Source organism: Paenibacillus sp. PDC88 (assembly GCF_900106725.1).
GTDB classification, from domain to species: domain Bacteria; phylum Bacillota; class Bacilli; order Paenibacillales; family Paenibacillaceae; genus Paenibacillus; species Paenibacillus shunpengii.
The window spans coordinates 128,621-153,223 of record NZ_FNNT01000007.1 but is presented as its reverse complement, the minus strand read 5'-3'; the positions used below and the strand labels follow the sequence as shown (position 1 = coordinate 153,223).

18 protein-coding genes are annotated in these 24,603 nt (G+C 47.8%); 4 read left to right on the top strand and 14 right to left on the bottom strand.

Features of this window, described 5'->3' with window-relative positions:
- Positions 1–90: 90 nt before the first annotated feature.
- Positions 91–2,244, bottom strand: a complete 2,154-nt coding sequence (locus tag BLW49_RS20405) for an amidase family protein (protein WP_256209863.1) — start codon at positions 2,242–2,244, stop codon at positions 91–93.
- Positions 2,245–2,429: 185 nt separating this feature from the next.
- On the opposite strand from BLW49_RS20405, the gene BLW49_RS20400 reads away from it, so the two are divergent.
- A complete protein-coding gene (locus BLW49_RS20400; protein WP_177178818.1) occupies positions 2,430–3,038 on the top strand; it encodes a transglutaminase-like domain-containing protein in 609 nt (202 codons plus the stop codon).
- A 151-nt stretch (positions 3,039–3,189) separates the two neighbouring features.
- On the opposite strand, the gene BLW49_RS20395 is transcribed toward BLW49_RS20400, so the two are convergent.
- Entirely contained in the window at positions 3,190–5,217 is a 2,028-nt protein-coding gene (locus tag BLW49_RS20395; protein WP_090726563.1) for a methyl-accepting chemotaxis protein, read from the bottom strand.
- Between the two features lie 354 nt (positions 5,218–5,571).
- Between BLW49_RS20395 and BLW49_RS20390 the strand changes: the two genes are divergently transcribed.
- Positions 5,572–6,339, top strand: a complete 768-nt coding sequence (locus BLW49_RS20390; protein WP_256209862.1) for a YheC/YheD family protein — start codon at positions 5,572–5,574, stop codon at positions 6,337–6,339.
- A 16-nt stretch (positions 6,340–6,355) separates the two neighbouring features.
- On the opposite strand, the gene BLW49_RS29280 is transcribed toward BLW49_RS20390, so the two are convergent.
- The 9 genes from BLW49_RS29280 to BLW49_RS20345 all read right to left on the bottom strand — a co-directional run bounded on the left by BLW49_RS29280 (position 6,356) and on the right by BLW49_RS20345 (position 19,920).
- Positions 6,356–6,520, bottom strand: coding sequence for a hypothetical protein (locus tag BLW49_RS29280; protein WP_256209861.1), 165 nt, complete (start codon positions 6,518–6,520; stop codon positions 6,356–6,358).
- Positions 6,517–7,644: a serine hydrolase domain-containing protein gene (locus BLW49_RS20385; RefSeq protein ID WP_256209860.1), complete on the bottom strand. Its 1,128-nt coding sequence runs from the start codon at positions 7,642–7,644 to the stop codon at positions 6,517–6,519. The genes BLW49_RS29280 and BLW49_RS20385 overlap by 4 nt, the downstream gene beginning before the upstream one ends.
- Positions 7,641–8,045 (bottom strand): iron chaperone, encoded by a 405-nt coding sequence (locus tag BLW49_RS20380; RefSeq protein ID WP_090726561.1) that lies wholly within the window; start codon positions 8,043–8,045, stop codon positions 7,641–7,643. Before BLW49_RS20380 ends, BLW49_RS20385 begins: the two co-directional genes overlap by 4 nt.
- Before the next feature lie 575 nt (positions 8,046–8,620).
- Positions 8,621–12,082, bottom strand: coding sequence for a glycoside hydrolase family 2 TIM barrel-domain containing protein (locus BLW49_RS20370; protein WP_090726559.1), 3,462 nt, complete (start codon positions 12,080–12,082; stop codon positions 8,621–8,623).
- A gap of 190 nt (positions 12,083–12,272) precedes the next feature.
- Complete coding sequence (locus BLW49_RS20365) at positions 12,273–13,412, bottom strand: glycosyl hydrolase family 18 protein (RefSeq protein WP_256209859.1); 1,140 nt, start codon at positions 13,410–13,412, stop codon at positions 12,273–12,275.
- 44 nt (positions 13,413–13,456) lie between these two features.
- Entirely contained in the window at positions 13,457–15,223 is a 1,767-nt protein-coding gene (locus tag BLW49_RS20360) for a polysaccharide deacetylase family protein (protein ID WP_090726558.1), read from the bottom strand.
- The gene (locus tag BLW49_RS20355) at positions 15,224–17,113 is read right to left on the bottom strand and encodes a glycosyltransferase (RefSeq protein WP_090726556.1); all 1,890 of its coding nucleotides are present in this window, start codon (positions 17,111–17,113) and stop codon (positions 15,224–15,226) included.
- A 21-nt stretch (positions 17,114–17,134) separates the two neighbouring features.
- Positions 17,135–18,448: a nucleotide sugar dehydrogenase gene (locus BLW49_RS20350; RefSeq protein ID WP_076312399.1), complete on the bottom strand. Its 1,314-nt coding sequence runs from the start codon at positions 18,446–18,448 to the stop codon at positions 17,135–17,137.
- Complete coding sequence (locus tag BLW49_RS20345) at positions 18,448–19,920, bottom strand: polysaccharide deacetylase family protein (RefSeq protein ID WP_090726554.1); 1,473 nt, start codon at positions 19,918–19,920, stop codon at positions 18,448–18,450. Before BLW49_RS20345 ends, BLW49_RS20350 begins: the two co-directional genes overlap by 1 nt.
- A gap of 387 nt (positions 19,921–20,307) precedes the next feature.
- On the opposite strand from BLW49_RS20345, the gene BLW49_RS20340 reads away from it, so the two are divergent.
- Together BLW49_RS20340 and BLW49_RS20335 are read left to right on the top strand one after the other, a co-directional pair.
- Entirely contained in the window at positions 20,308–20,589 is a 282-nt protein-coding gene (locus BLW49_RS20340; RefSeq protein ID WP_076312401.1) for a hypothetical protein, read from the top strand.
- A gap of 130 nt (positions 20,590–20,719) precedes the next feature.
- Entirely contained in the window at positions 20,720–21,880 is a 1,161-nt protein-coding gene (locus BLW49_RS20335; protein WP_076312654.1) for an aminotransferase A, read from the top strand.
- A 75-nt stretch (positions 21,881–21,955) separates the two neighbouring features.
- On the opposite strand, the gene BLW49_RS20330 is transcribed toward BLW49_RS20335, so the two are convergent.
- The 3 genes from BLW49_RS20330 to BLW49_RS20320 all read right to left on the bottom strand — a co-directional run bounded on the left by BLW49_RS20330 (position 21,956) and on the right by BLW49_RS20320 (position 24,534).
- The gene (locus tag BLW49_RS20330) at positions 21,956–23,074 is read right to left on the bottom strand and encodes an N-acetyldiaminopimelate deacetylase (protein WP_090726552.1); all 1,119 of its coding nucleotides are present in this window, start codon (positions 23,072–23,074) and stop codon (positions 21,956–21,958) included.
- 139 nt (positions 23,075–23,213) lie between these two features.
- A complete protein-coding gene (gene dapD, locus BLW49_RS20325) occupies positions 23,214–23,912 on the bottom strand; it encodes a 2,3,4,5-tetrahydropyridine-2,6-dicarboxylate N-acetyltransferase (RefSeq protein ID WP_047912844.1) in 699 nt (232 codons plus the stop codon).
- A 154-nt stretch (positions 23,913–24,066) separates the two neighbouring features.
- Positions 24,067–24,534 (bottom strand): GNAT family N-acetyltransferase, encoded by a 468-nt coding sequence (locus tag BLW49_RS20320; RefSeq protein ID WP_090726550.1) that lies wholly within the window; start codon positions 24,532–24,534, stop codon positions 24,067–24,069.
- Positions 24,535–24,603 lie beyond the last annotated feature (69 nt).

Sequence of the window (24,603 nt, the reverse complement as noted above, 5' to 3'; positions counted from 1 at the left end):
TCTGGCCAACCGAATTAATCGTTAGCCCAGACTCTTTTTTTTTCATTCCATCATTTTAGTTTAAGGGGAATCCTGAAAGCCAGACTACATTTACAGCTGCAGCCCCATCGCTCTGTACATAAAGGCGGCAAATTCACCGCGCGTAACGGTATCCTGTGGTCTATAATTGTCCAGCTCGACCGTTATTCCGTGCTGAGCCAGGATCATAACATCCTCTTTGTGTGCGGTCTTCACATTCGTCATCACTACCGTGTGCGGACTGTTGGACAGCTTGGGCAGATCAAAGGCTCTTACCAATACAGACGCCATCTGTTCTCTCGTCAGTGACTGCCCACCCATAAACAAATCTGATCCGCCTAGGAGAATTCCTTCACGGTATACTGCAGCTATTACCCCCGCATACTCATCCTCGGATGAAATATCCTCAAAGCCATCAAGTAGGGTACCCGCATTGTCCGGAATATTCAGATGCAAGCCCTTTGCTATAATATCAGCTGTTTCCGCACGGCTAATCGGCTCATTCGGCAGAAATTCGGATTGATCCGCATCGATCGCTCCGGCAGCTGCCAATGACATCACAGCAGGGAAATAGGGGCTATTGGGTTTAACATCGGTATAATCTGCAGACTTCTCAATTAATACGGGCTGCTCCCGATGATGGGTTGCCTGTTCGTAATCATATGCCATTGCAATAAGCTCGGCTTCTCCCCACATCTCTCCAAAGAACGCGAGGCCAAAGGGTGAGCCATTCTCGTAATAGCCTGCAGGCACCGTAATTAATGGCAGGCCGCTGATATTAATCTCGGGCACCGTTGTCGCGCCAATATCGCCTTCGCCCAGCTTCGGAATCCGGTTAGACATTTGTGGATACACAAACCCATCCAGATCATGCTCTTCCATGACACTGTCCAAGATTCGCAGATACTCTTCTCTAACTTCATTGAACTCCGTTAAATCTGGCGTCTTCTTCGCGTCGGTAATTGCCGTATCGATATCCTCAAATCTTCCTTCCATAAAACTGAGCGGTCCGCCTTTGACCCAAGGAAGCTCACCGGCCTCTTCAAATACACTTTGAATAGATAAGGTATCGTCTTCAGGATTTAAGTTCTTCAAATAGCTCTCCAGATCGTAGAAGAACGTCTCCATACCGACATTTCCCGTCTTCTTCACATACTCTTTGAAGCCTGATCCGGCAAAAGGATCCTCTACTACAACGGCCCCTTCTTTCTCCAGTTCCTTCACGGCTTGCTCATACAGCGCTGCTGTTTCTGCCGACAGCTCACTATCACGCCAGCCCGGTCCATACAGACCTAACCTCTTGCCCTTCAGTGCCTGATCACTCACGGCTGCTGCGTAGCCTTCTTCAGGAATATGGCCAATGGCAGCCTCTGTCTTCTCATCCTTCTCTGAATAACCGGCCATGACATCGAGCATCACTGCCGCATCCAGCACAGTACGGGCATGCGGTCCGAGAACGTCCCGTGTGCTTCCGGCAAGCGGTGTAACTCCCGTTGTCGGAATAAGTCCGAACGAGGGCTTGATACCGACAATCGCCTGCGCTGCCGCCGGATTCTGGATCGAGCCTCCCGTCTCCTCGGCAATTCCAAGGACGGCCAAATTCCCCGAGATCGCCATTGCTGTCCCGCTGCTGCTGCCGCCCGGTGCAATTGAGGGATCAACTGCATTATACGTAGGTCCAGCCCAGCTCGTATTCGCATGCGTTCCTGTTGCGCTGAAGGCCGGAATATTCGTCTTCCCGATGATGATGGCCCCTGCTTCCTTCAGCCGTGACACGACCGGAGCATCCTCAGCAGGCATCAGTTCAATGCCACCCGCTGATTTACTAAGGGGTGCCCAGCCAAATGTGCTTGGGAATCCAGCGACATCCACCGCTTCCTTGATAACAACGGGTATACCCGCAAGCGGACCCAGCTCCGCTCCTTCACCCCGAAGACGGTCAATCTCCTCCGCCTCTTGCAGGGCGTTATCATTCATGAAGGTGAACGCGTTATATGTATCCTCATACTTCTCAATTCGATCCAAATAAGCTTGGACGATCTGCTTAGCTGTATATTTTCCACTGTTGTATCCCTCAGTCAATTCACTGACTGTCATCTCTTCCAATCGAATCTGTTCCTGCGCATGCACGGTTGAAGGCGTTCCCGCCAGCTCAGGTATAGCTCCGATCAACATTCCGGAAATGACGAAGGACATGGTTCTTTTTGCTAGAATGGTCATTCTCATGATCATAACTCCTTTCTCTCTCGTAGTTAGTAACTCTCGAAACCTATTTTATACTTCATTTGCTAGATTTCAATTTTTTGTCATATGATCTGACATTACAATTTTTTATAAGTCTTATGCCTTGTAGATTTTCAACGTTTTTTTTGATAGGTTGAAGTCAAGTATGATGAGGAGGAATGCAGATGCTGCAGCTTATCGCCCAATCTGGATCTGTAGAAGACTATTTATGCGAAACAAAGGAAGTGAATTACTCACATCCTTCCATTCAACAACTGGCAAATGAGTTGTACAGCTCTTCGGTAAGTGAAACCGAACTCGTGAAAATCGCCTTTGAATATGTTCGGGATCAGATTGCTCACTCCTGGGATATTCAGAGCTCACGTATTACGTGTATCGCATCGGATGTATTGCTATATCAGGAAGGTATATGTTATGCCAAGTCCAATTTACTCTGTGCCATATTGCGGTGCAAAGGAATTCCGACAGGATTTTGTTATCAGCGTTTAACGCTTGGAGATACCCCGGAAATGGGGTACTGCATCCATGCATTAAACAGTGTTTATCTTTCGTCCATCGGCAGATGGATCAGACTTGATGCGAGAGGGAATAAGCCGGGTGTGAATGCGAAGTTCTCATTAGATGAAGAGCATCTTGCATTTCAGATACGCGATTACTATGAAGAAATGGATTATCCTGTGATGTACACAGCTCCTCATCCCAAAACAATCGATGTACTACGCCGACATTCCGATTGTATTCAGATGTATCTTCACGGCTTGCCGACAGAAATTTAGTTCCATATACAGCAAGAGGTGCATTGATGAGGCAAGATTCGGCAGCAGGATTAGTTCTACATACAATTTATACCCACACATTCAGCACAGAAGAGAACCCTTCTTATACTTCTCAGAAGGGTCCTCTTCGTAATGTATTTATGGCAGAATCCTAGATTTTAAATTGCTGAACCAATTCCTGCAGCTCTTCAGCAAGCTTGGACAAGGAAGCCGAAGCTGCACTGATTTCCTCCATGGATGCCAGCTGTTCTTGTGTTGAGCTTGCCATATCTTCGGATAAGGATGCATTCTCCGTGGACAGCGTCAGCAGGTTCTGAGCGGTAGATGTGACCTGCCCCGCACTTGCTGCAATCTGTTCAGACAGGGTCGCGACCTCTTCCACCTGAACAGGAATTTCCTGAATATTTTGAATGATGGAAGAGAAGGTCTCTGTCGTATTGAAGGAGATGGTGAGTCCGCTCTCTACTTTTTCCGCAGCCAGCTTCATGCTATCCGCTGTGGTCTCCGTTTCCTTAAGGATGTGCCCGATCAGTTTGATAATTTGCTTCGCAGCCTCCTCCGACTGCTTGGCCAGATGACCAACTTCCTCAGCTACCACGGCAAATCCTCTGCCGTGCTCGCCCGCTCTCGCCGCCTCAATGGAAGCATTAAGGGACAGCAGCTTCGTCTGCCCGGCGATCCCCCCGATGAGATCTACAATTACGGCAATCTCTTGAGAACGCTGCTGCAGCGATTGCAGCTGTTCATTAGATTTATTCACTGATTTGTATATCGCATTCATCTGATCCATCGTCTTCAGCACGGAATCATTCCCGTCCGCTGCCTGCTCTGCTGCATGCTTCGTCAAATCCGAGACATGAACCGCATTCCCGACTACCTTCTGAATACCCATGCTGATCTGAGTAAGAGCTTCTACCGTTTGGTTCAACTGATCGTTCTGCGTTTCCGCCCGGCTTGCCACTTCCTGAAGCGAAGAAGCTACATATTCTGAAGCCGTGGCTGTTTGCATTGAGCTTGCGGTAAGCTCCTCTGATGATGCAGCAACATGCTCTGATTTGGAGCCGATTTCCTGGATCAGCGTTCGCAGGTTGTGAGACATTTGATTAAATGAGCCTGCGAGGTCTCCAAGCTCGTCGTTATTTTTCAGCTGAATCTTCTCGGTCAAATCTCCTTCACTAATCCGGGCTGCTGATGTGCGCAGCGCTTGAAGCGGCTTCGTAATAGAGGCAATAAGGAAGAATACTAGTAATAAGCCGAGCACAATGGCAACAACAATAACGATACTCGTTGCAATAAGAATGGGCTGAGTAATGCCTTCAATCTCGGTATCAAACACAATACCGCCGACCTTCCAGCCCGTCAGCTCATTCGTGGTGAATTCCATGCGTTTCGAATCCCCTTCATAAGTGAAATCGAACTCGCCTTGTTCTGATGCGAACATCTGATCAAAGAAATCCTCACCTGCTCTTATACCTAGCTCCATCGTAGGATGAACTACGATATTCCTTTGCTGATCCAGAACGATCGCATATCCCTCTGTACCAATGTTTACTTGACCAGCGACTTGACTCAAGTTCTGCAGGTTAATGTCCATGCCGACAACACCCGAGCCATCCTCGGTCATTTTTGCTACCGCGACGACCAGATTGCCGGTTGCTGCGGATACATAGGGATCGGTAACGACGACCTGCCCCTTGTTCTCCATCGCCTTTTTATACCAAGGTCTCTGACGTGGATCGTAATCCTCAGTAAGCTGCTTTCTCGGAACCTGAATCATGACACCCTCTTCTGTTCCGACATACATGCTGTCTAAATCTCTATGGAATTGTATGTAGTTATCGAACTCGGCTCTAATATCAGGACTATCGACTCCATCATACCGCGTTGCGTTGACATGGTTGGCGAAGATTACAACATCTTCTCGTTTAGGAGCAATGACATCTGTGATGACTGCGTTGATGACGTCCACGCTCTCGCCAGCACTGCGCATGAATTCCTTATCCAGCACATGCTTCGCGGATTGGTACGATAGGGTCCCTATAAGAGAAGATGGGATAATTAGTACGATAAGAAATACGATCATCAGCTTATACTTCACGGTTAATCTCAGCTTGTTTTTGTTGGGCCACTTCAGCTTGCTCTTGTCGAACCACTTTAGCTTCTTACTTAACTTGCTCACTCAAAAAAACCTCCAGTTCATTGGTTAAGCCTTGCTCATTTACTGCATTTTTAATTGCCTATACTCCGCATAAAGTTAAAAGATTTACATTTATTCATCGGTCAAGCGGGATGATTTATTTAACATCACATGTAAAATAATCATTACTGCTGTGTTATATGTCACACTTTTTCTCAAGCAGCAGGCAATAAAAAAAAGCCCAATCCGGACCTTATTCGCAGGATTTATTGGGCTTACGCACATATTTACACTCTTTTCTATCCGTGTCAGATGCCCCATTATCCCTAGCTAGACTAGTGCACTAACGGACTTCATCAGCCATCATATCCTAAGGTAGAAAGGGGATGAGAACCTGTGAAGAAGAAAATGCACTATACAAGCACAACCATCAAGAGCAAATGGACCAAGACCAAATGGCTCAACAAAAGCCCTGAAGTACAAGATTATCTTCCAAAAACGATGCCGTTCAGCCGAAGTAATCTGAGCAGCATGCTGTCACAGTACTCGACGGTCTTTTTTAAGCCGGAGAACGGTACTGGAGGCTACAACATTATAAGAATCAAGAAGCGCGATAATGGATACCAGTACCAGCACAACTCGGTCAAGAAGCAATTCACTACGCTTGATAATTTATATAATGAATTAAAAAAACGAAATAACCGTGAGCCGTACCTGCTTCAGCAAGGCATTCAGCTTAAGAAAACCAACGGCAAACCGTTCGATATTCGGGTGATGGTTCAGAAATCGAGCAGCGGAAGCTGGAAATCATCTGGTATTTTTACCAAGATCGGTACGCCGGGTAAAGTAGCTACCAACTATCAGCAAGGCGGAAGCATCGGATTTATTCGCCCCACCCTATTAAATGCTGGCTTCTCTAACACCACAGCAGAAGAGATTGAAGCAGAACTCAAAAAGCTCGGAAAGTCTGTCGGCAAAGTATTTGATTCCCACAAGAATGGCTTCCATGAGCTGGGTCTCGATGTTGCGCTGGATAAGAATGGCGGGATCTGGATTCTGGAGGTCAACACAAGACCTCAGTTCTATCCGCTGAAGAATATGAAGGATAAGAGTCTATATCAGCACATTCTGACTAACGCCAAGAAATATGGACGTAAGAGATAGTAACAGATTAGAGGATTTAGGCACCTTGTAATTGTCCCAATGCCTGATATTGACGAAGTCCAAAGGAGACGTTCACATGATAGTTCAGCTCGATTTCCCGTTCCGTAAATGCTAAGTGATATGTCACCATATAAGGTGTTTCGATATAGAACAGTGTCAGCTGCAGAGTATCACTGCTCATCCTTCAGGATGCTCGTCAAACCTATAACATCTCCCATCTATCTCTCGAATGCCCGTCGGTACCTTCATAGGCTCCACTCGCTCCGGAAGCCTGGAACTTAGGTGAAGCTTCCTCTCCATCTGATTTAACTTATTGTCGTTTTTCACGAAAGGGCTCAGCACATACGTATAGATCAAATCCAGCAGCGTTTGCAGCGGCTCCATGCTCTTGAAGCTGGAATTTACCGCAAGCACAATGCCTGCGGAAGGTGCAACGAAGCACAACTGGCCAAAAGATCCATCCCCTCTATAGCAGCCTTGCCTGCACATATGAAACTGGTATCCATATCCTTGCTGCCAGTCTATCCGATCCTTTCGATCCGCTGTGTCGCTATGCTTCGTCGTCGCCAGTTCAATATATTGTTCGGATACAATGCGCTTGTCTGCATACATTCCTTTATCCAGCAGCATTTGACCGAATCTTGCCACGCCGTCTGTCGTCAGACTGAGCCCCATGCCTCCTGCAGTGATACCCATGGGACAGGTCTCCCATATTGGGCGCGGGATATGCAGCGGATCAAACAATGTCGGCATCAGGAAATCTACCAGATTACGTCCTGTGACACGCTCAAGGATTGCAGAGAGCATATAGGTGGCATGTGTGTTGTACAGATGATGGGTTCCCGGTTCATACTTTACTTCTAAGGAGAGGAAGGCTCTTACCCAGTCCTGCTCCCTGGCGATTTCTGCATAAATATCATCGTGATGCCCCGTGTTCATAGACAGCAGGTGATGAATCGACATCTTGGCCAGGTTAGGAGAGATCACGGGAGGAAGTTTATCAGGAAAAAAGGAAATGACCGGATCATCTAGACGAATGAGCCCTTGATCCCAAGCAATGCCTATCGCGATGGAAGTAAAGCTCTTGCTTAATGAATACAGCAGCTGAGGGCATCCCTTACGATAAGGCTCCCGGTAGATCTCAGCCTTTATCACTCCATCCTTCATAAGCACAAGACTATTTACCTCTAGTTGTAATTCTTCAATTTTGGCGATTATCGAGGTCATCTCGCCTGTAGTCCCATCACAAATATCCAGAATACCTGATGTGTTGTCCTTGTCAGGCGTATCCTTCTTCCAACTCATTGACGTTTAACACCAGCCTTCTCCTTGTTCTCCATCACCCTATACTTCACGATCCTGCTGATTAGGTCATACGGAAGGGGCTGGTCCATTGGAAATTGCACAGAGCCCTTGGCCCCCTTGTACTTCGATAATTCATCCTTAAATACAGTGATACCACTTGAGCCCGGATAAAAACCGATATGGTGCTTGAAGGCTGAATAATGAACCAGATTGCCTGCCAGTACAAACGTCGGCATCTGGTAGCTTATCTTCTCCTTCGCCTCAGGTGCAGCTTCTCTAATGACCTGTCTCAACGTCTGTAATTTACTCTGAACCTCAGGCGGGAATTGTGAAATGAAGGTGTCAATTAATTCACTCTCTGATTTATCCGTTGATTGGTTTGTCCCTTCATTATTTTTCATATGCTCGCTCCTTTAACGTTGAGATCTATAAATGATTTGAGTAAGGAATGGTTTACATAGGAACCTTAACAGGTTAATCTTCTATACAATAGCCTCGGCAATGAAATGATATGTGAAATTAATTTATAGCCGATGAGGAGTGATTTTATTGGAATCTGCAAAGTTTAAAACATTCTATAATCTCTCTATAATTTTAGGAGTTATATTAATTGCTAGTGGTCTCATTCTTTTTATACCTAGAAGTGTTAGATCCGATACTCCCGATATTTATTTTTATAATATATATATTTTACGCTATGTACTACCAATTTCGGGAATTCTTCTTATCATCATCGGGTCATCTATGTATTCCATATATCGAACGCTAAAAGAAGAAATAAATGCACTCACAGAGAAACAGAACAGGTTAGAAAAAGAATTAAGGAAATAGAAAGTTAAGCGTACAAGCCAATTCATTAAGTATTAAAAAGAGGGGGTACCCTGCCTCAATATCATTAAGTTCAGACTTCACTCGATGATATTGGGCATCTGCCCCCTCTTTTCTGCATTCAATTTATAATTTTCTTCGAATAAACTTACTTCTCAAACTTAAACCAGCCAAAGTCAAAGTTACTGCCCGGCAGGAAGATGAATGTCACCTTCTGCTTACCTGTTACTGTCTCCAGCTCAAATACCTGTTCTTCGTATCCATTGGACTGCACAAACTCCACAAGCTGATTGCTCTCGCCATCAGGACCCGCAAACCGGATATGAATCGTATTCTTGTCAATCGGTGAGCTGCCGTAGAATACAATTCTTGAAGTACCTTCCACTGTAAAGTCCATATCACTAAATTCCAGTGATACGTTATTACCGATACCCTCTACTTGATCTCCCGAGACTGTGAAGGTGTCACCATAGATGTGATCGCACTGTGCAGCTGCATTCTGCTCGAAGGCTCTATTCTTCTTCTCGAACGTAAAGCCCTTGACGTGAATCTTCTGATTCAGCACGAAATAGATGGACGTGATCCCATTCAAGCGTTTCGACAGGCGGTATGTCTCCTCTTGATACACATTCCATTTGGATTCCTTCTGGTACACTACATCCGCTAGCAGGGTACTGCCTTCTTCCTCCGGCAGGCCCTCCCAGATCTGAATGAAGTATTTCTCATTCGAGAGTGCAAAGATCGGAATCGTCATCGTGTCCGAACCGTAAGAACCAAAGTCGATGTTCTGGAAGCCAACAACGGTCTTCCCGTCGCGGCTCGTAGCGAACCCTTTCTCATTCCCGTTGCTGACATCGCCTATCGCATCATCGTACAGACCTCCGGTAATAAAGCCATACGGATCTTTGAAGGCGGTGCCAAGCCCTTCGGCTCTGAATTCCAAGTGGGAGATCAGCTTGGTCTTGTCGGTTCCGTTCTTGCTTGTGGCGCGTACCAGGAATTCACCATCACCAAGTGCGCTGATCGTAGCGGTATGCCCGTCCGCCTCAATCTTCGCGATGTTGGACTCAATACCGGCATCGTTAACGACAGACCACTCAAGATCCGTATATGAAGTATTGACCGGATACAGATTCGCTGTCACCGTTAACATGGTATTGGACGGATTCAGCACCTGACCTTTACTACTAATGAGCTCGATTTTGCGCAGCGGAACCTCAGCCGCCCTTCCCATCACAATCTCCATTGCCTCGTTCTTCGTGTTTGCATCGATGCTGCCAAGCTGTACTTCATCCGCTGCAGGAACAGACTGGAATTCGGCGGATTGTCCTATAAGACCCTCAGAGGTCACCTCAATCTTGATCGCTCCCGGCTCCTTCGTCGCACCAATAATCGCCATCAGCTTGCCGCTGAACAGTCGTTTGCTCTGTCCTTTGTATTGATCATAATCTGTGCTGTCCCCGCTATCGAGACCAATAAGGCGTCCTGCTCCGCTTACGCTGACATTCACACGATTATTTGCATTCTGTACCACGTTCCCTGCTTCGTCTTCCACATTAATCTCTACGAAAATAAGGTCTGTGCCGTCGGCAATAAGCATGCGCTTATCCGGCAGCAGGCGAATCTTCGCTGCATCCGCGTAAGATCTTTGCACATCTGTCGCAATCACATGGCCATTCTCGTCATATGCAATCGCCTTAAGCTCACCTGGCTCGTAAGGCACCTTCCACCAGCCGACCAGCTGCGTACCGTTCTCATGATCAATGTCATATGTTCCGATAGTGCTTCCGTTCAGCTGCAGCTCAATCTTCGGTGCATTGGAGCACACGCGTACATCAATCATTTGACCAGGGCTGAAATCCCAATAAGGGAAAATGTGAACCATTGGTGCTTTCTTGTAATCCGTCCACGCGGATTGATAGATGTAATAGGAATCTTTCTTGAAAGTAGCGGTATCCAGCTGTCCAAAATAAGAGTTCTTCGTATGATACGGCGTCGGCTCACCAATATAATCGAAGCCGGTCCACAAGTATTGTCCAAGGGAGTACGGCGTGTCTCTTTCGGCCAAAATACATGCCTCCGCCGACTTCGCTCCCCAGCTGGTCGTACTGTTGCCAAGCGCAGAGCACTGCTCATCATCGTCGGCCAGGATCGCTTTTTCAAACGGGAAATGATAGATTCCCCGGCTCTGTACGACCGAAGCCGTTTCGCTTCCGTAGATGATCCAGTCCGGATGCTCTGCATGATGCTTGTCATAATACTTCTCCGCATAGTTGTAGCCCGCCACTTTCACGATGTCGGCACATTTCTGCGCATTCTCCCATGGCATGTAGTTAGAGCCGATCGTAACGCGTCCATTCTGCTTCGGATCAAATTCCAGCACATAGTCCATCAGCATTTGAGTCACTTCTTGCCCGCGCTCATCTGCATGTGTATCATAAATCTCGTTCCCGATACTCCACATAATAAGGCTTGGATGATTGCGGTCCCGCATCACCCAGCTCTTCACGTCCGTATGCGCCCATTCCGGGAAGAACCTCGCATAGTCATAAGGCGTCTTGGATCTCTCCCACATATCAAACGCTTCGGAGACAATCAGCATTCCCATCTCATCCGCCAGCTCCATAAACGCCTTCGCCGGCATGTTGTGAGCTGTACGAATCGAGTTCACGCCCATCTCCTTCAGCAGCTCGAATCTTCTGCGCAGGGCAGTCACATTAAATGCAGCTCCGAGAGCTCCCAAGTCATGATGCTCGCACACGCCGTTCAGCTTCATCTTCACACCGTTCAAGCGGAAGCCGTCGTTCGGGTCCATACTGACCGTGCGGAAGCCTATACTCTGAGTCACCTTCTCAACCGTTTCCCCAGCCATCTTCAGTTCAGTGACCAGCTGGTACAGATGCGGCTCATCGGTACTCCACAGTAGAGGATTCTCGGCCGTTATCTGCTGACGGCTTGTCACTGTGGATTCCGTCCCTGCCGTAAGCCGATCTGAGGAAGCAGCGATAACCTTCCCCTGATCCATGATGGTGTGAACAAGCTCACCGTCCTGCTGGATATGTGCATCTGTCTCCACTTCAACCAGCCAGTCCTGTCCCTGCGGAGTCGTAGATACATAGATCCCGTTCGTCACGATATGATCGTTCGCTCTTGTCTTAAGCCATACGTCCCGGTAAATTCCGGCTCCAGAATACCATCTGCTGTTCGGGCTTTGGTGTACGACCTTGACGATAATTTCGTTCTCACCGGGTACCAGTGCCTGCGTGATCTCATGCTCAAAGGCAGAATATCCATACTTCCATTCGCCCACGAGCTGTCCATTTACATAGACAGAGGAATCCATATAAACACCGTCAAAAGCGAGGAGAACCTGCTTCTCACCCTCGTTGTATGTAAATTTCTTGCGGTACCAGCCAATGCTGTTCTCATACAAGTCCAGCGAGTTATAGATTAACCAGTCATGCGGAAGATCCACCGGCTCATAAGAAAGCCCAGCCGCTGCCGCTGTATTCAGTTCACTCGGATCTTGTCCTGCTGCCCCGGCATCCTTTGCTTCAAGGTGCATCTTCGCAAATTCCCAGCCGTCATTAAACAATATTTGTTGATTCATGGGTCACCTCTCACATTTACATATTTGATCATTATGATTGCGTTTACATATATAGGTACTGGCAGGCAAAAAAAAAGAAGAAGCAAAAAAGGTTCCGCCTCCGTACCTCATTCACTTCCCCATTGTATCATGAAAACGTTTGATTTCTTACCCGATTTCTTCGCAACAAAAAACCGCAATAATTCGACATTTACTCTATTTCACGAAGCAAATCCCGTGTATCTTCTCCCAGTTCACCAAGCCGCCATATAGCATATTTATGAATCCCCTCACGGCCTGCTTCCTCCATCCAGCCTTGAAGTGTCTCGTGATTGGCGTACCACACCGTATGGGGTGCTCCATCCTCATCCGTGTAATTAAAATACAAGCTGCCGCTCTTCGTATCTCGTTCAGGAGTGATCTCATATCTATCCAGCAAATCAGCAGCTGCCTTCTCCGTAAGAGAGACCGTGCTGCTGCCTTCGGACCAATCAAATCCACCCGCCGAGAAAGCCATGATGGGATCACCTGGTAGATGACTCATCCTCGCAGCAAGCTCCTTAATAAATACCATATCTGCTTTGGGACCTGGACCGCTGTGCCCCCCGTACAAATTGTAGGCCATCATAACATACTCCGGTCCCTCAGGCAGCTTCAGCTCCTCAATAGGTGCCTTGGGTTCAAGTACAATACGCAGAGACACATTCATCTCGTCAAGCTCAAGAGCCAGCTCCTCATAAAACCGGATCATATTCGGCCAATCCTGATCTTTTATCTGCTCGTAATCAATCTCGATTTGATCCAGGCCGTATCGCCCTACGATCTTCGTAATGCTCTCCATATGCCGTGCTCGCGATTCGTTCGTTGAGGTAAGTCGTGTCAGCAGCTCAGGGTCCTTCTGGACCGTACTTCCATCGTCATGAATGATATCATTGACCAGCGTGAGTCCAATCCGTGCATCAGAATCTGCTTCAACACCCGTCAGCTCATGCAGCCGGGGAAGAGCATTCGACATCGTCTCTGTAAAATACAGCTCATCCCGCTCATCAAAATAAGCTGCAAACAGCTGTAAATCAACGGTCCCCTTGTGCAGGGCAGACCAATCCTCAATGCCCGCTTCCCACTGCCAGTCGGTAATCCAGACAGACAGCTCCTGAGCGGGCAGCTCTGAGGCCTGCCCTGGAGCTTTAACTGGAGCCTGAGCATTCTTGTTCTGCAGCAGGAAGAACAGCAGGGCAGCGAGTAAACCGATCACCAGGAGGACAACAAATACAAATGCCGGCTTCCCATACCGTCCACGTCGCCCACGATTTCCACGTTTCCTGCGCTTTCCATAGCTTGTCCTAACCACATCGTATCTCCATTCTATAGCTCGTCATGATTGATCGCAGCTCATCAAAATGTTTCGACAGCCCAATCAATGGCTGAATTGAAAGCATTTCTTACCGTGTAGGATACTCTCTCCCAGCCTGTTGGAATATTGCTGTACAGCTTGGAAGGCTCCTCAGCATCCGGTTCACTTACATATACTTCAATCTCTTTGAAGATCCCATCATAGATCGTGTCCTTCTTGTTCTGCTTGTGATAAGCAGCATAGAGCATGAGCTTACCTTCATCTATGGAAGGATCAACAGGCAGTTGCTTAATCCATTCTGCATCATCAACAGTGACACTAAGCTTGTCCTTCTTCAGCGATATCTGAATTTGACGTTGATCCGCAATATTAATCGGATATTCCTCATCTCCATCCCGATCTCCCGCCGTTGTCTGCTCCTTGGTATACACAGAGGCCTTATCATACGTCAGGTCTTCATGGGACCAGATCACCGGATCCAGCTTCTCTTCATAGATGGTTTCTTCCTCATGACCTGCTGTCTTCTGTACAACACGCAGACTGTTATTTACAAGATCGACCCGCAGGTAGCTCCCCTTCTCTTCATCGTTCCGTAAGTACACTCCCTGACGACCCACTACATTGCCTGCAGCCTGGAAACGAATCGAAACGTCGTTAGAGCCAATCGAATCAAGCAGCGCAAGTCTGCCCATCCCCCCGGCGGGCGAAGTGAGAATGATCTCGCCTTCTTTAAATTCAGCGGCCCCTGTTATTAGACGCCAGTTCTCTGCTTCGCGCTCATCTCCTTGGACGAACTCCAGAGACTGACCCGAATCCTGCACGATCTTCATCAGCAGATGATTGGTCGACCAATAGGGTGCGGGCTGAACCCGGCTTAGATTATACACCTGATCTGCCTGAGTATTCAGCGCATTGCCCTCCCGGTTAAAGTGAAGGTCATACAGCGCTCTGATCTGCTGCTCATTGGCATTCGTCACCAGCCTGTTCATCCCGTTTCCCAGTGCATTGGCGTGCATAATCATATATACGCCGGGAACATAACCAAGCGAATCCGTATATATATTTTTCATCAGATCATAATCGGCCTTAATTCTGGCTTCCATCTGCGTTCGGTCTTCAACAGGGATCATATTCTTGTCCCTTATAAAATCCATCAAGTAATGATTGTAGTATTCGATATCTGATTTATCAGACAGCTCGCTCTCATCCTTCTCTCCGATGAACCGGCCTTCCTCATCAAATACGTTAATATAACTCAGCCGGTAGCCGTTTGACCCCAGTTCCCAATATCCCGTCTCCGTCATCTTCAGCATTTCCTTCGGCTGAACAAATTTCCGTTCGCTGTTGCCGACCTTGTTGGCATAGGAGAGAAACGTTGCCTTGTAATTAAACCTCTCTAGCAGAGGCTGAGCAAATAAGCTGGAATCGTTCCGACCATCTTCGAAGGACAGAAACAGCGCCTTCTCCGGCAGAGACTTCCCTTCATGGTAATAATCAAGGATGTCCTGCTGCGATATCGTTACATACCCCTGATGATACAGTGCCTCCAGCTGATCCTTCAGCTGATCCTTATCCACAAGCTTGGATGTACCTGATCGTCCGACTCCAAAATAGGATATCGCTATAAAACCGTCAGTCCCCGTCCAAGCAGCCCGGTCAGGCTCCTCGTACTTATCCATATTAAACAACGTTTTTATGAGCAGCAGGGCCAATAGAATTAGAACAATGAACTGGATAATCGACTTGCGCAGCTTTCGCGCATTCTTCCGGTGAACATCCATAGCGGCAGTCTTATGCTTATTGATCATCTAGGCCTGCCATCCTTTTTTCATTTTTCGTTTGTTCTTGCGCTCTTCCTTCTTCTTCCTTGCCTCAATGTCCTGTGGTGTCTCCCGCGTACCCCAAGTGGACTTCCAGAAGGTGAACCAGGCCACAGGCATCTGCCACAAGAGAATGAACTCATAGAATACGCAGAACACAAATCCGAACACCCACAGCTTGCTCTTCCTGAACAAGAGGTGTGCAAGACTCATCAGCAGTGCCATCATGAACAGTCCCATCAGGAAGGTAAAAGGAAAGACATGATGAACAACCGGTACATAGACGAGGTTATAGAGAACGATAACGGGCGCCGCAATCGGAACAATGACTCCAATATAAAAGAATAATGCCATGAACGGTTCCTTGCGCCATATAAAGGTTCCTGCACGCAAGGACTCACGCAGCCACGAGCGCTTCCATCGCATCTGCTGCTTCAGGAAGACATCCATTTTAGACGGAACGATCGTCGAGCATATGGCCGTATCCTGATAACCTGTTCGATGGGTTTTTAGAATATAGTTCGTCATGCTTCGATCATCGCCAAAGGTCGCAGGCTGCCCCAGGAACTTCTGTGTCAGCCAAGCATCCGCGTGCTGTAGCACCAATTCCTTGCGATAGCAGGACAACGGACCGGACAAGCAGGTTACACTATCGAACCAGGATTCCGCTGCCTTCATAATACGAAAAGCGATAAAATAGCGAACGGTCTGCAGCTTGGTGATCGTGTTCGTATACGTATTCTCCACATCCGTTCGACCAGCAACGCCGCCCATCTTCGGATCCTGGAAAGGCTGCACCAGATGGCGAATAGCCGTTGGCTCAAGAAAGCTGTCCGAGTCAACAAAGACGACAAGGTTATGCTTCGCCATCTTTACTCCTCTGACCAGAGCCTCCCGCTTGCCCCCATTCTCTTCAAGCACGACATAAGAGAGTCTCTCTGCGGTCCCATACCGTTCCGCCTCTTGATGGATCATCTCAATGGTCTCCTGGATGCGTTCTACCGACCGATCTGTAGAGCGGTCATCTACTACAATAACCTCCAGCTTGTTCACCGGGTAATCCTGATTGATACAGCTAAGGATCGTTCGATGAATCCATTCCTCTTCATTGAAGCACGGGATAATAATAGACACACCCGGCGTATACAGCGGGTCCACCTTGACATCCCTGTACATCGCGCCGAACAAGTACCGGGTCAGCAAGAAGGCTGCCGCAATCAGACTATATAAATAAAGAACTACATTATATTTGAAATAGATGATACTCTCTGCGCGCATCAGCATGATCAGCAGCACCGCGAATAGGAGGATGGCACTGGCTGAATAGACAGAGTATCCCCAGCGCTTTTTCTGAAGATAAGAGGTCAGCGGCTTCTCAAAATCAAGGGCGATCTGCACACTGCCTTCTGAATCCTCGGTTTGCTCCTGTGTGACAATACGGACCACCTTGGCATCCATATTGACGGTCGATTCGAACCCCTCCGGCATAGCTCCCGGCGGGATCTTGAATCTGGCATTCACTCGGCTCCCCACCTGTAAATGATGCTTCGGATGAGACAGCTTCATTAACAGTCCGGTCGAAGAAATATCGATTGACTTGCCTCTAACCGCATGCCTGCTCTTTCGGCCTTTTGGTGTGACGTTCACTTCAAATTCGGCCAAATAACGCAGGCTGAGCTTACGCAGCCGGTTAATGTAGTCAACATCTATTCCTTCCGTTCCCTCAGCCGCCGCAATACCTCTCCGATCTGTTGAGCCCCGAACCCTCTCGGGATCCGGCACATAGGACAGCTTCCGCCTGTCTGGGCGGGTCTTGGTCAGCTTTTCTCTTGTCAGCTTTTCTTTTTTCTCTTTGATCCTGTCTTTTCTACTTATCATAAAGAAGCTCCTATCTGTGGACTACAAGCTCCAGTAGAGAAATCCGCTCTGCTCATACATGTGTCTGTCATATATCCCCTTGATATCAAACATGATCTTCGGCTGTGTATGGCTGTATAGCTGCTGCACCTGGTTGAAGCTCATTGCTCTAAAAGATTCGTGGGCTACAGCTACCACTGCGATGTTTAAATCTACTAGATGCGCAGGATCGGTAAGCTCCACTCCGTATTCCTGATAGGCAGTAGCCGCATCGACATACGGATCGGCTACCAGCGGGGTAATCCCATATTCGCTTAGCTCATTCAGGATATCCATCACCTTGGAATTGCGGATATCACTGCAATTCTCTTTGAAAGCAAGTCCGAATATGCCGATGCGCGTATTTCTCAAATCCATCTGCTGCTTGACCATCATCTTGATCATATTCTGGGCAATATACTTGCCCATCCCGTCATTAATCTGCCGTCCGGCCAAAATAATTCGCGAATGATAGCCGCTGTCTTCGGCTTTGTATGTCAAATAATAAGGGTCAATACTGATACAATGGCCGCCGACCAGGCCCGGACGAAACGGGAGGAAATTCCACTTGGTCCCTGCGGCTCTAAGAACGGCATTCGTATCGATATCCATCTCATGAAACAGCATGGACAGCTCGTTCATGAAGGCAATATTAATATCCCGCTGTGCATTTTCGATGACCTTCGCTGCCTCGGCTACCTTGATGCTCTCGGCGCGATGAACCCCGGCCTCGACGATCAGCTCATACAGGCTGGCCACGGTCTCCAGTGCCTCCTCATCATTGCCGGATACAATCTTCATAATGTTCTCCAGCCGGTGGACTTTATCTCCCGGATTAATCCGCTCCGGTGAATATCCCACCTTGAAATCCCTTCCGCACGTTAGTCCCGAAGCTTCCTCGAGAATGGGTATGCATACCTCTTCCGTGACCCCAGGATATACCGTAGATTCATAGACAACGAGCGAGCCTGGTGTCAACCGCTCAGCTACAAGCCGGCTGGCCTTCTGCACCGCCTCCAGGTCAGGGACGTTGCCGCTCTTGACGGGTGTTGGCACGGCAACAATATAGCAGCGCACCCCGGCAAGCTGGTCTCTATCTGACGTAAAGTCCACGCCGCAATGCCGCACGGCTTCATCCCCGATCTCACCGGTCAGGTCCATTCCATCCTGATAGGCTTTTATTTTTTGACGATTCACATCAAATCCAATAACATTTAACTTTCTGGCAAAAGCAGCTGCAATTGGCAGCCCGACATAACCAAGTCCAATCACTGCGAGCTTCTCGTTCCCAGCAGCCAGTTCCTCAAACAATCCCATTATTTTACCTCATCACTGTTTATCCATGTTTTGTTCTGTTCCATTAAATCTACCAAGCTGACAAATGTGTACCCTTTGGCTCGCAGCTGATCAATAATCCTTGGAAGAGCTTCGACAGAGTGAATACCATCGAGAATGTGAAGCAGAATAATGCTGCCATTTTCCGTTTGGTCCATAACCATATTCACAATGTCGTCAGCAGAATGGGATACGTCCCAATCCATTGCTGTCACATCATACATCGCAATGTGCTCATATCCCGTCGCAGCAATCACCTTGGCACTCTGAGCATCAATCGCTCCCGTAGGAGGCCGGAAGAGCATCAGCGGCTGCTGTTGAATCGCTTCCGTCATCACTTCATGAGCTGTCACGATTTCCTTCTGCAATTCCTCTGCTGTCAGCGAGGTAACAACCGGATGGGTGTACGTATGATTGGCAACATCATGTCCCTCTTCAATGATTGCACGAGCCAGATTGGGATTATCTACTACGCCTCTGGCTCGAAGAAAAAAGGTAGCATGTACTTTTTTCTCGGCCAGGATATCCAGAAATTGGGTTACTGTCTTGTCGGTTGCCCAGTCATCCAGTGTCAGAGCCACCTGCTTCTTGTTGGTCTTGACCTTATATATCAGCTCGTATTCCGCATTCTCGTAATCCGGATTGATCTTAGCTGCATCATAGCCGGGTATCTCCTCAAGCGGCTTACGGACTCCGCCATTCTCTGCCAGTTCTCTAAGTGGAATCAACTTGTAGCCGATATCCTCCGCTGCTGCCGCAATATACTTAATCGATTCAACAATCTCAGGATTAATATCGGTATTTAAAGAAATAATCCCGCCTCGATGAATATAACGCCCTACATATTCACCAATCTCCTCTGCGCTCTTCATATCCCGATCCTTCGGATTAATACTGTAGCTTACCACTGCCTTCATCCCCAGATGAGCCGCAGCCAGAGCGAGATCGTCAGGAACATCTCCGGATCTGGTACGAACGTAGACGGGCTCAGCACCCGTGTGCTCCTTAATCACCTCATTCGCGAGCTTAACCTCCTGATAAATATCGTTGTAATTCATATCGGTGATATCTAGCTGATTCAGCAGATTATTCTCAATTTCATGTCCCCTGTCCAAGATCGACTGTGCAATGTCCGGCTCCTCTGCTACCCGCATGCCGGGCAGGAAGAAGGTAGCCTTAATCTTGTACTTGTCCAGCTCATCCAGCAGGCGATCCATCGTTTCCCTGTCACCCATTCCATTAAAGGTCAGTGAGAGCTCTCTGCGTCCTGTATATACATAGGGAATCTCCTGACTCTTCTCTCCTTCATAACGCTGCACGACAGGATCCGGATCTACATTCGGATCGTTCGTAATCGTCTCTGCCTCGTTCGCAGCACTGCATCCTGTCAGCAGAACCAGCAGGGACAGAAGTATCAGTCCGACCTGCCTGTAATATGTAGCTGTACTTGGCATCTTGCTTTGCTCCTTTTCATTATTCGACACGCTTGTCTAGCATGCATAACATACAATTACCCACTTACATTTCCATGAAATTCTATTCTTCTATTAACCAGACTTGAAGCCTATGCTTACTTGCTAACTAAGTACATTGGATTAATAATTTTCTAAAAAATGCCACTACTTCAGAACTATTATAAAGCAAAATCAAGCATGATATATTAACAATTTTGCGATTTTTGGACATAAAATTAGTGGATTCATCATTATTTTTGTCACCTGTAATATATTAACATTTTAATATTAATATAATTAGTCCTTTATTTTAATATTGCGATGATGTTCGTTCTATACAGTAGGCATATTCTGATCTCAATGGATGGACAACAGGGAGGACTAGAGATGATGGTAGATCAAATTTTGAGAGAAGTACTTGATAGAAGATCTCAGGAAATTGTGGAGATTTGTGAAAGGGAGCATCTCGAGCTCTATAAGCTTTTTAGCGAAACACTGGAAAATATGAGGGAGCACATGCCCGAGCATTTATATCATAAAACAGGACTGCTGGAGGATCTCTTTCTTCACAGCAATATTCAGCTGATTAAGACTGCGCACAAGCTTGGTTATCAAGATGCGCAGTCGCTCAAACAATGGAATGATCATCTTGATTCTACTGCTATATAAAAAGAGCCGATACACGTGATCTGGAAGCTACGCAGCCCAAAAGCTATTGTGAATGCTCCTCTCGAAGTGCTCCGTTCGATATGATATGATGATTACCATTGAAACGCATATAGACGGGACAGGTGAAATTATGGAGCATTTAATTAGACCGGAGGTTCGCAGCATTGAAGTATCCGGTATACGAAAAATGGCCAACATGGTCAGTCAATATGAAGATGTATTGTCACTCACGCTCGGGCAGCCGGATTTTCCAACGCCACAGCATATTCTGGAGGCAGCCAAGCAAGCCATTGACAGTGGAGAAACGGTGTACACGCCGAATGCGGGGACACTCAAACTGCGTACAGCGGCAGCCGAGTTCATGGCACAGAAGTACGGACTTACATATGATCCTGCGGATGAGATCATCGTAACCACTGGCGCGAGCGAGGCAATTGATGTAACTTTCCGAACGATTCTTACGGAAGGCTGCGAGGTACTACTGCCAGGCCCGATCTATCCGGGATATGAACCCATTATTCGTATGTGCGGTGCACAGCCGGTACATATGGATACGACTGGCAGCGGCTTTAAGCTGACCGCCGATTTGATTCGTCAGCATTTGACAGAGCGTACTCGCTGTATCGTGCTGGCCTCCCCTTCCAATCCGACAGGCTGTACACTGAGCTCCGAGGAGCTTAACGAGATCGCAGACCTGGTTCGGGAGCGTGAGCTGTTCGTCCTGTCAGACGAGATCTACAGCGAGCTTGTATTTGACGATACGCACACTTCCATTGCAGCTCTGCCGGGCATGCGTGAGAAGACCATTGTAATCAACGGCTTGTCGAAGTCGCACTCGATGACTGGATGGCGCATCGGGCTGCTGTTCGCTCCGGCTTATCTTGCACGTCATATTGTGAAAGTTCATCAGTATAATGTCACATGCGCCAGCTCTGTCAGCCAAGCAGCCGCGGCCGAAGCGCTGACTGTGGGCATAGATGACGCCCTGCCGATGCGTGAGGAGTACGCACGACGCCGTGATTATGCCTATGAGCGGCTGGTCAGTGCTGGCTTTGAGGTCACACAGCCAAACGGGGCCTTCTACATCTTCCCTTCTGTAGCTAAATTCGGACTCGATTCCACCACGTTCGCCCATCGTCTGCTTGAAGAGAAACGGGTTGCGGTCGTGCCTGGAGCCGCGTTCGCTCCCTTCGGCGACAACTATATCCGCATCTCCTATGCCTGCTCCATGGAGGTGCTTCGTGAGGCGCTGGATCGAATCGAGTCCTTCGTACAAGGATTGTCCAGCTAAACTCGGAGGAATGCCGCAAAAAAAACTGCTTCTGCGCATGAGCGCAGAAGCAGTTTTTTGGTATGGTGACCTCTTTTATGAAGAACGATGACGCAAATAGTTAGATACAACGTCAATGGCCACGCCAATCGCTTCTTCCTGTGGCTCCAGCTTCGCATGATGCAGTCCATAGGGCGTATCAACCCCAAGCCAAAACATCAAGCCAGGAATATCGCGGAGGAAGTATCCGAAATCTTCGCCCGTCATGGCTTCCGTACATTCAATCAGTTCCACACCTTCAACATGTTGAACGAAGTTCATAAATCGCTCGGCTTCTTCTTCATGGTTGTACACTTGATAATAATTGGAGCCATAATCCAGCTCGGTCTTACAGTTAAAGCCAGCCTCTATGCCTGTCAGCAGCGCTTCAATCCGGGCTTTTACATCTGCCATAGAATCGGCTGACAAGGACCGGATCGTGCCTTCCAGACGAACCCGTTCTGCAATAATGTTCTGTTTGGTTCCACCTGTAATTTTGCCAAGTGTCACAACCACAGAATCTAATGGATCGACATTGCGTGAGACGATAGACTGCATCTGCATGACCAGACTCGACGTCGCAACGATCATATCAATGGCCCGATGCGGATAAGCGGCATGGCCGCCTTTACCTGTCAGATCAATAAACAGCTCTGATGTGTTCGCGAATAGGATGCCCGGCTTTGTAGCAATCGTTCCTACCGGGTATTCGGGAGCAATATGCAGCCCCATCATGAAATCAGGCTTCCACGCCTTAAATTCCTCGCTGTCCAGCATCGGTAATGCGCCGCCCGGCCCCTCTTCCGCCGGCTGAAACACGAACAGAACATCATCATTAATGGGCTCTCTCACGATTTCTGTGAGCACCCCAAGACCGATAGCCATATGCAGATCATGCCCGCAAGCATGCATGTAACCCGGATGCGTTGAACGGAATTCATAGCTCGTCTCTTCATCGATGGGCAGCCCGTCCATATCCGCCCGGTATCCCAAGCACCGCTCACCAATCAAACCCTTCACTCGAACCAAAATACCTGTACGCCAGGTTTTGACCTCCAGCCGCTCCTGCGGTAGTCCGCCGATGTATTCCAGAAGCAAAGCCTGTGTCTTGAACTCTTCAAAGCCCGGCTCGGGAATTTGGTGCAGCCTACGTCTTAACTCTACAAACTCGCTCATTCGATCACTCCTCAAGTCACTCATTAAGCCTTTTCGTATTCGGTTATATGCGCCTGCTAACTTAAGCTCACGCTCAAGCCGCTCATAAACAAACACGCGCCACTGTTGATGGCGCGCGCTTGGATTACTTTTAACTTGCTTATTTCAGGTTACGAAGACCTTCAATAATTGTAGTCTTGGACTTGGTCTTGTCGTCAACCATTTTGATTACACGAGCTGGAATACCCGCAACGACTGCGTTCTCAGGCACATCTTCAATCACGACTGCACCCGCAGCGATTACAGCGCCTTTGCCTACACGCACACCTTCGAGAACGACAACGTTTGCACCGATGACAACATCATCCTCAATAACAACCGGTTGTGCAGAAGGAGGCTCGATAACGCCAGCGAGTACCGCACCTGCGCCAACGTGGCACATCTTGCCGACTTGAACGCGTCCGCCAAGCGTTGCATTCATATCAATCATCGTGCCTTCACCGATCGAAACGCCGATATTGATAACCGCACCCATCATGATAACGGCATTGTTGCCGATCTCTACTTTGTCACGAATGATCGCGCCAGGCTCGATACGTGCATTGATTCCCTTCAGGTCAAGCATCGGAATTGCAGAGTTACGACGATCATGCTCCACCTCGTAAGACTCAATTCCTTTGTCGTTCGCAAGCAGCTCTTGAACTTCTGCCCAATCGCCGAACAGCACGCCGCCGTCACCGTAATCAAATACTTTAACGCCTTCTACTGGAGAAGTGATTTTACCGTTGAAATACACCTTTACAGGGGTAACCTTTTTACTATCTTTGATGTAATTAATGACTTCCATTGTTTTATCCATGGCTGGTATGTTTTTCTCCTTTTTCTTCAAGCTTATTTTCCTTGCGAACATTGTAGCATACGCGCTCGAACAGAGTCTACTTTTCACACCACAGGTCTCGACCACACATTCGCTTCAAACTTACTTCTCAGACTGGATCCACCTGGTGTATGTACTACTGAATTGGCAATGTCAAAAAGTAAGAATAAAATTCGTCATCGATAACATATCCGTGCTTCTCATAAAGCGTGCGTGCTGCCTTATTGTCCGGCGCTGTAGATAACGCGACTCCTTTAGCCTGTGTGGTCATCGCAAACTCCCGTACCTGCTGCAGCAGTAAGTCCGCAACTCCTTCTCTGCGATGTGCTTCCATTACATATAGATCATTAAGGATCCATGAACGCAGCATAGAGATGGATGAGAAAGTGGGGTACAGCTGAGCAAACCCAGCGGCTTGTCCATCAGAAGCTGCACGCACGATAAATATGACCGACTCCCCATGATTAAAGCGGTTGAACAAGAACTCCCTTGCACCCTCAGGATTGGATGCTTGCCCATAAAACACACGATAAGAATCAAATAGTGGAACCAGATCATCTAAATCATGTATCGTTGCCTGGACGGCAGAATACTTCATCGTCATATTGAGAAAGGCTCCTTTTCTAAAAATTCATCTATACCGGCATCCCTCTGTTCACTTTACTTCGTTAAT

Bases quoted from the DNA above. Each gene is read 5' to 3' on its own strand.
- BLW49_RS20405 (WP_256209863.1), bottom strand. From the start codon at position 2,244: ATGAGAATGACCATTCTAGCAAAAAGAACCATGTCCTTCGTCATTTCC.
- BLW49_RS29280 (WP_256209861.1), bottom strand. From the start codon at position 6,520: ATGAGCAGTGATACTCTGCAGCTGACACTGTTCTATATCGAAACACCT.
- BLW49_RS20385 (WP_256209860.1), bottom strand. From the start codon at position 7,644: ATGAGTTGGAAGAAGGATACGCCTGACAAGGACAACACATCAGGTATT.
- BLW49_RS20380 (WP_090726561.1), bottom strand. From the start codon at position 8,045: ATGAAAAATAATGAAGGGACAAACCAATCAACGGATAAATCAGAGAGT.
- BLW49_RS20370 (WP_090726559.1), bottom strand. From the start codon at position 12,082: ATGAATCAACAAATATTGTTTAATGACGGCTGGGAATTTGCGAAGATG.
- BLW49_RS20360 (WP_090726558.1), bottom strand. From the start codon at position 15,223: ATGATCAATAAGCATAAGACTGCCGCTATGGATGTTCACCGGAAGAAT.
- BLW49_RS20355 (WP_090726556.1), bottom strand. From the start codon at position 17,113: ATGATAAGTAGAAAAGACAGGATCAAAGAGAAAAAAGAAAAGCTGACA.
- BLW49_RS20350 (WP_076312399.1), bottom strand. From the start codon at position 18,448: ATGGGATTGTTTGAGGAACTGGCTGCTGGGAACGAGAAGCTCGCAGTG.
- BLW49_RS20345 (WP_090726554.1), bottom strand. From the start codon at position 19,920: ATGCCAAGTACAGCTACATATTACAGGCAGGTCGGACTGATACTTCTG.
- BLW49_RS20340 (WP_076312401.1), top strand. From the start codon at position 20,308: ATGATGGTAGATCAAATTTTGAGAGAAGTACTTGATAGAAGATCTCAG.
- BLW49_RS20335 (WP_076312654.1), top strand. From the start codon at position 20,720: ATGGAGCATTTAATTAGACCGGAGGTTCGCAGCATTGAAGTATCCGGT.
- BLW49_RS20330 (WP_090726552.1), bottom strand. From the start codon at position 23,074: ATGAGCGAGTTTGTAGAGTTAAGACGTAGGCTGCACCAAATTCCCGAG.
- dapD (WP_047912844.1), bottom strand. From the start codon at position 23,912: ATGGATAAAACAATGGAAGTCATTAATTACATCAAAGATAGTAAAAAG.
- BLW49_RS20320 (WP_090726550.1), bottom strand. From the start codon at position 24,534: ATGACGATGAAGTATTCTGCCGTCCAGGCAACGATACATGATTTAGAT.